General features: G+C 70.3%; 5 protein-coding genes. All 5 read left to right on the top strand.

The window, feature by feature from the left end; genetic code table 11:
* Positions 1-662 precede the first annotated feature (662 nt).
* The 5 genes from AC5LUJ_RS03995 (at position 663) to AC5LUJ_RS03975 (ending at position 7753) form a co-directional block, all read left to right on the top strand.
* The gene (locus AC5LUJ_RS03995; RefSeq protein WP_250281399.1) at positions 663-2090 is read left to right on the top strand and encodes a sulfatase family protein; all 1428 of its coding nucleotides are present in this window, start codon (positions 663-665) and stop codon (positions 2088-2090) included.
* 218 nt (positions 2091-2308) lie between these two features.
* Complete coding sequence (locus tag AC5LUJ_RS03990; protein ID WP_493464474.1) at positions 2309-3145, top strand: formylglycine-generating enzyme family protein; 837 nt, start codon at positions 2309-2311, stop codon at positions 3143-3145.
* Positions 3146-3277: 132 nt separating this feature from the next.
* A complete protein-coding gene (gene tatA / locus AC5LUJ_RS03985; protein WP_250281396.1) occupies positions 3278-3604 on the top strand; it encodes a Sec-independent protein translocase subunit TatA in 327 nt (108 codons plus the stop codon).
* A gap of 51 nt (positions 3605-3655) precedes the next feature.
* Complete coding sequence (gene tatC, locus AC5LUJ_RS03980) at positions 3656-4651, top strand: twin-arginine translocase subunit TatC (protein ID WP_250281394.1); 996 nt, start codon at positions 3656-3658, stop codon at positions 4649-4651.
* Between the two features lie 159 nt (positions 4652-4810).
* Entirely contained in the window at positions 4811-7753 is a 2943-nt protein-coding gene (locus tag AC5LUJ_RS03975) for a DEAD/DEAH box helicase (RefSeq protein ID WP_493464473.1), read from the top strand.
* Positions 7754-7802 lie beyond the last annotated feature (49 nt).

Genomic DNA, 7802 nt, shown 5'->3' with positions numbered 1-7802 from the left:
TGCGCAAAGAACATGATCACGCCACTTTTTGGCCCCCGGCGACCCGCGGGAATCAGCGTTTCGGGCTCTCCCTTCCCGGCCCGAGCTACGCGTCCGGCGGGCGCGGCCCGCCCCTTGGAGATCTTGTTCTGATGGCACAAAGTAGTCGACGGTTTCTTCCGCAAGTACATTGACCGCGTTGCGGATCTTCTTCTATTGTTGCTCACGTGAAGCGGGGCGAGATTCTCATAGCCTGCCTGCATGTCGACTATGGGCGGAAGGCGAGCGCGCTGTGTTCGCTCGTCCTCTCCTGATGGTCGAAGCCGCGCCCGCTGTCGCGCGCTGATTTTTCGGCGGTCTATCCGCTCCGCCGGATGCCCCCGGTGTTCCCACCACACCGGTATGTCGTCATCCGGATTTTTTCTTCGCCCGTAACCGTGCGATGCCGCCTGTCCGGCGTCTTTCCGCGCGGTCCGGAATACTCGCATGCCCGGTCGAGCACGCGCATCTGACCGGACGGCGCAACAGGCTCATCGGCCATGTCGGGACCGCGCTTGCGCGCGACTGCCCCATGGCGGATTCCTCGACCGCACGGGCGAGGAACAACCGACAGCCGAAGGTGGCGCGAGCGTGCATGCACAGCCGCGCCGCCAACGGCCCAGAAAACAAAGGAGAGCACTGGAGTGAGCAAGGAAAACCAGGAGGACGAGGAACAGGGACAGGCCAGTCGCCGCGGTTTTCTCGCGGGCTCGTTGGCAGCCGCCACGGCGGCCGCGACGACCGGCCTGTCGACACTGCCGGGCCTTGTCCAGCCCGCGTCCGCGGCCACCCGGCCGAACATCCTGGTCATCGTCACCGACGACCAGCCCAAGCAGACCAACTGGGCAACCCAGAAGATCCGTAACTGGCTGGTGACCCAGGGCGTGGAGTTCACCAACGGCCATGTCACCACGCCGTTGTGCGCCCCCTCGCGGTCGTCGATCTTCTCAGGCCGCTACGCGCACAACCATGGCGTGCGGGACAACGGGCACCCCTACAACCTCAACCAGAACACCACCGTCCAGCGCTATCTCAAGCAGGCGGGCTACCGCACCGGCTTCTTCGGCAAGTACCTCAACGCCTGGAACGTCGCTGACGCCCCGCCGCACTTCGAGGACTTCGCCCTGTTGGACCCGGTCGTCTACAACGACGGCCAGTACAACGTCAACGGCACGATCAAGACGATCCCGGGCTACAGCACCCACGTCATCAGGGATTTCGCCAAGGGATTCATCCAGAATGGCACGACCGACACCCGGCCGTGGTTCCTCTACATCGCTCCCAAGGCCCCGCACGGCCCCAACACCCCGGAGCCGCAGTACGCCAACACGGTCGTACCGACCTGGGACGGCCGTCCGTCGGTCTTCGAGACCGACAAGAGCGACAAACCGGACTACATCCAGAGTGCGAACGCGACGCTGGCCGACGGCCGGGCGATACGGGAGGCGCAGTTCCGCACCCTGCTGTCGGTGGACGACGCGGTGCAGGCGATCCGCGACAAGCTGGCGGCCACCGGACAGCTCGACAACACGCTTGTCATCTACATCGGCGACAACGGATTCTCCTGGGCCGACCACGGCTGGACCAAGAAGTCGGTGCCTTACCTGCCGTCCATCGAGGTGCCGTTCTACCTGTCCTGGCCCGCGGGCGGACTGGGCGCCGGAACGACCGACAACCGTATCGTCGCCAACATCGACATCGCCCCGACCATTCTCAACGCCGCCGGAATCACCCCGACAACGCCGCAGAACGGCAGCTCGTTGTTGTCCACCTACAGCCGTGACCATCTGCTGGTCGAATGGTGGGAACAGGGCGCCCACACCGCGGGAAGCCCGCACACCTGGTCGTCCTATGTCAGCACAACCAAGCAGTACACCGAGTACTATCACCTCCACACCGATTCCAACGGTCAGCCGGTCGGCACCGGAACGGTGGCATTCCGGGAGTACTACGACCTGGCCAACGACCCGTACCAGCTGGTGAACAAGCTCTACAACGCCACCCCGGCACAGGAGCAGGCACTGGGTATCCCGGCCCTGGCCGCCCAGCTCGCCGCCGACCGCGCGAGCTGACCCCGGACGGCCGGCCGCGGTGGCCCGCCTGCCCGGGCGGGGCGGGCCACCCGTCGCTCACCGTCCCGGGCGAACCCGGGACGAACAAAAGACGAACGACGAACAAAAGACGAACAAAGAGAGACGCCGTGTCTGCTTCCTGCTGCACCCCCGGCCGTGAGCCCGTCGGCATCGCGACCGTCACGCCCGTACGCCTGTCCGCACCCCGGACCAGGCGTATGGCCCAGCTGCCCGGCGGACGCTTCCTGATGGGCACCGAGGACAACGAGGGCTACCGCGCCGACGGCGAGGGCCCGGTCCGGGAAATCGAGCTGAAGCCGTTCTCGATCGAGCCCACCACGGTGACCAACGCCCAGTTCGCCACGTTCATCAACGCGACCGGGTACGTCACCGACGCCGAGCGGTACGGTTTCTCCTTCGTCTTCGAGGGCTTCCTGTCCGAGGAGCTCAGCCGGGTCTCGCCGGCCGTGCACGCCACTCCCTGGTGGCGTGCCGTCTCCGGAGCGGGATGGAAGCATCCCGAGGGGCCGGGCTCGTCGGCCGCCTCCCGGCAGAACCACCCGGTCGTGCACGTCTCGTGGAACGACGCGCAGTCGTACTGCGCCTGGGCCGGCGTCCGGCTGCCCACCGAAGCCGAGTGGGAGTACGCGGCGCGAGGCGGGCTGGAACAGCGCCGTTACCCATGGGGGGACGAGCTGACGCCCGGTGGGCGGCAGCGGTGCAACATCTGGCAGGGCGACTTCCCGAACCTCGGCACCGGCGAGGACGGGTACCTCGGCACCGCTCCGGTGAAGTCCTACCGGCCCAACGGCTACGGCATCTACAATGCCGTCGGCAACGTCTGGGAATGGTGCGCCGACTGGTTCAGCGCCACGTTCCACCTGGCCGGGCCGCGCACGAACCCGACCGGGCCGCCCGACGGTCACGCCAAGGTGATGCGCGGCGGATCACACATGTGCCACGCGTCGTACTGCAACCGGTACCGTGTCGCCGCACGCAGCTCGAACACCCCGGACAGCTCCGCTGGCAACATCGGCTTCCGCACGGCGGCCTGAGGGTGCCCTGAGGCGTCGTATGGCCGTCACGCGCGGGACATCGGACCGTCGTCTGACGGGGCAAGGCTGGCCGACGTAGCATCAAACACGCACCGGCTGACGGGCCGGGCACCGGAGCAAAGGACGCATGCCATGACCAACCTCGGTACCCCCGAGCTTCTGATTATTGCGTTCGTCGTCATCCTGCTGTTCGGTTCCAAGAAGCTGCCCGATGCCGCGCGTTCGCTCGGGCGCTCACTGCGGATCTTCAAGGCGGAGACCAAGGGGCTCAGCCAGGACGAGCCGGCCCAGGCCGCCGCACCCTCGGCCACTGTGCCACAGCCACAGCCACAGCCACAGCCCCAGGCGCAGCCGGCACCGCGGCCCATCGAGGCCGGCCAGCCGGTCGTCAGCCCGCAGCCGGCGTCGACCGGGGTCAACGGCACCTCCGCCGCCACGGGCGACTCCACCCGGGGCTGACCGGGCCGAAGACCACCGACCGCCTTTCCCACGAGCAGGAGTAGCCGGCACGTGCCCGCGTTTCCCACGCCGCGGCGGATAGCGCAGGCGGTGCAGTTCCGCCGGACCAGAACGGTCGAGGACAGCCGGATGTCGCTCACCGAGCACCTGCGGGAGCTGCGCAACCGGCTGGCGAAAGCACTCATCGTGCTCGTCGTCGCCGCGGCGGTCTGTTTCTACTTCGAGCCGCACATCTTCAACTTCCTCAAGGAGCCCTACTGCTCCCTGCCCGCGGACGTCCGCTCCGGTGTCGACGGGCAGTGCCAGCTGGCGTTCTTCGGCATCCTCGACGCCTTCATGATCAGACTGAAGATCGCGATGGTTGCCGGGGCCGTCTTCTCCTCACCCGTCTGGCTCTACCAGATCTGGTCGTTCATCACCCCGGGCCTGCACCGGCACGAACGCCGATGGTCACTGGCGTTCGTCGGCTGTTCGCTGGTCCTGTTCGTCCTCGGCGCCTTCTTCGCCTACCTGACCCTGAGTAAGGGGCTGGAGCTCCTGCTCGGATTCAGCGGGGACGGGCTTGTCAGCGTCCTCGACGTCAACAAGTACCTCAGCTACGTCATCGCCATGCTGCTCGTGTTCGGGCTGTCCTTCGAGATCCCGCTGCTGGTGGCGATGCTCAACCTGGCGGGCGTGGTCAGCACGGCCCGGCTGCGCTCGTGGCGGCGCCCCGAGATCTTCCTGGTCTTCGTCTTCGCCGCGATCGTGACACCGAGCCAGGACCCGTTCACAATGATCGCTCTCGGCCTGCCGATGATCGTGCTGTACGAGGTCGCCCTCGTGATCGGATGGGCCAACGACAAGCGCAGGGCCCGCCGCGGCGACACCTCGCCCTACGCCGGTCTCGACGACGACGAGGCGTCACCGCTGGACCTCGACCTGCCGCATCCGATGGCGGGGGAGCCGGCAAGGCCCACGGCGTCCGCCGACCCGGTGGGCAGCGCCGTCGGCGCGGCCGGCGCCCCGGGCTCCGCAGCGGACGCCGCCCACATCGACATCACCTGACAACGCCCGGCGCCGGTCTGGCACCGTCCGGCTCCGATGGATCCCCCAGCCCCACTGGACGATCATCAGGCCTGGTCCGCCGGTCCTGTCGGAGGGCCGGCCAGGCCCGGTGAACATCCGCCCGGCAACGGCCCGGCGGCGCGGGCGTAGGCTGACGACGTGTCCACCGCGCCGGCGGGCCCGCCGTCCGGGCCCGGGGCTTTCCCCCCGGCCATACCCACGGCCATACCCACGGCTCTGACCGGCTTCGTCAGCGGTTATCCCTTCGGTCTCGACCCCTTCCAGATCGAGGCGTGCACCGCGCTCGACGCCGGTGAGGGCGTGCTGGTCGCGGCGCCCACCGGAGCCGGTAAGACGGTCGTCGGCGAGTTCGCCGCCCACCTCGCGCTCGCCCGCGGGCAGCGCTGCTTCTACACGACCCCGATCAAGGCGCTGTCGAACCAGAAGTACACCGACCTTGTCGCCCGCCACGGCGCGGGCGCGGTCGGCCTGCTCACCGGCGACACCACCCGCAACCCGGACGCGCCGGTGATCGTCATGACCACCGAGGTCCTGCGCAACATGCTCTACGCGCAGCCCGCCGGGCGGGAACGGCTCGACCGGCTCGCCTTCGTCGTCATGGACGAGGTGCACTACCTCGCCGACCGGCAGCGCGGAGCCGTGTGGGAAGAGGTGATCATTCACCTGCCGGCGCACGTCCAGCTGGTGTCGCTGTCGGCGACGGTGAGCAACGCGGAGGAGTTCGCGGACTGGCTGGTCACCGTCCGTGGCCACACCCGGGTCGTCGTCTCCGAGCACCGCCCGGTTCCACTGTGGCAGCACGTGCTGGCCGACCGGCAGCTGCACGACCTGTTCGTCGCCGGCCCGCTCGCCGCGGGCACCCTCCCGGGCCCGCGCGGGGAGGCGGCGGACGTCTTCCCCCGCACCCGCGGGGACGCGGCGGGCGGCCTCGGGCGCGCGCGGCGCGGGGACGCGACAGCCCCTGGCACGGTGGCTCCTGGCACGACAGCCGCCCCGGTCACCGGCCCGGACGCGGCCGGGGACACAGGCCCGGCACGTCCCCGGATCAACCCGGACCTGATCCGCCTGTCCCGGCAGGACAGCCGCCGCCCGCCACGGCCGCGGGGCCGCGGCGGCGGGGCGGTGGCCCCGCCGCGCGAGCGGCCCTGGGTGCCCAGCCGGCCCGAGGTCGTCCGCCATCTCGACCGCGCCGGGCTGCTCCCGGCGATCACCTTCGTGTTCAGCCGGGCGGGCTGTGACGCCGCGGTGTCCGCCTGCGTGCGCGCCGGCCTGCGGCTGACCACGACGGAGGAACGGCAGACCATCCGCGAGCACGTGCGCGCCCGCACCGCGAGCATCCCCGCGGACGACCTGCGCGTACTCGGCTACTGGGAGTGGCTGGACGGTCTTGAGTGCGGCATCGCCGCGCACCACGCCGGGATGCTGCCCACGTTCAAGGAAGTGGTCGAGGAGCTGTTCGTCCGCGGCCTGGTGCGGGCCGTGTTCGCCACCGAGACCCTGGCGCTGGGCATCAACATGCCGGCGCGCACGGTTGTCCTGGAGCGGCTGAGCAAGTTCAACGGCGAGACCCGCGCCGACATCACCCCGGGTGAGTACACCCAGTTCACCGGGCGGGCCGGGCGGCGCGGCATCGACATCGAGGGGCACGCGGTCGTGCTGTGGCAGCCCGGTCTCGACCCGGTGGCCCTGGCGGGGCTGGCGTCGGCCCGCACCTATCCGCTCCGGTCGTCGTTCCGGCCGTCGTACAACATGGCCGTCAACCTCGTCGGGCGACTCGGGCGGACCGAGGCCCGCAGCGTTCTTGAGTCGTCCTTCGCACAGTTCCAGGCCGACCGCGCGGTCGTCGGCCTGGCCCGGCAGGTCCGCCGCAACAGCGGCGCGCTCGACGAGCTGGCCGCCGAGCTGACCTGCGAGCAGGGCCCGGTCAGCGAATACGCGCGCCTGCGCGAGGAGATCCGCGCCCGCGAGGCGGCGCTGTCGCGGGAGGGCGCCAACCGCCGCCGCGCCGAAGCGCTCGAGGCGCTGTCCCGGCTGCGGGTCGGGGATGTCGTGCGCGTCCCGGCCGGCCGGCGCAGCGGCCTGGCGGTCGTGCTCGACCCCGGGGTGAACGGCCACGGCGACGACGGCCCGCGCCCGGTCGTCCTGACGGTGGACAGGCAGGTCCGCCGGCTCTCCACGGTCGACTTCCCGGTGGCCGTCGAGGCGCTGGGCCGCGTCCGGGTGCCGCGGACGTTCAACCCGCGCTCGCCGCAGTCGCGCCGTGACCTGGCGTCGTCACTGCGCCAGGTCGACGTCCCGCCTGAGCAGGGGCGGCGGGCCCGGGAGCGGGCCGCCGCCGCGGACGACACCGAACTCGCCCGGCTGCGCCGCGCGCTGCGCGCCCATCCCGTGCACGGCTGCCCGGAGCGGGAGGCGCACCTGCGCGTCATGGACCGCCACGCGAAGCTGCGCCGGGAGACCGACACCCTCCAGCGGCGCATCGAGAACCGCACGAACACCGTCGCGAAGATCTTCGACCGGGTGTGTGCGGCTCTGGAGACGCTGGGCTACCTGCGGGGTGACACCGTCACCGCCGCCGGCGCTCTGCTCAGCCGTGTCTACACCGAGCAGGACCTGCTCGTCGCCGAATGCCTGCGCGACGGCGTGTGGGAGGGGCTGTCACCGGCCGCGCTCGCCGCGGCGGTCTCCACGCTCGTCTACGAGCCCCGCGGCGAGGAGGCGACGGCGGCGAAGACACCCGGCGATCCCGGGCTGCGGGACGCGCTTACGGCCACGGCCCGCATCGCCGGCCGGCTGCGTGACATCGAGGCCGGCCACGGACTGGACTTCCTGCGCCCGCCCGAGCCCGGATTCGCCTGGGTGGCGTTCGGCTGGGCGTCCGGAGGCTCCCTGGAGAAGGTCCTGACCGACTCCGGTCTGGACCTCACCGCCGGCGACTTCGTCCGCTGGATGCGTCAGCTCATCGACCTGCTCGACCAGATCGTCCAGGTCGCCCCGGAGGATTCGACCGTGCGGGGTGTCGCCCGCGCGGCGCTCGACGCCGTCCGCCGCGGCGTCGTCGCCTACGCCATGTCGATATAGCTCCCTGTAAGGGCACGGCTCCCTGCGGTACGGCGTCCCAGGCCGATAC

The organism is Protofrankia sp. CiP1_Cm_nod3 (assembly GCF_982290655.1).
This window is presented reverse-complemented; position numbering and strand designations above follow the sequence as displayed.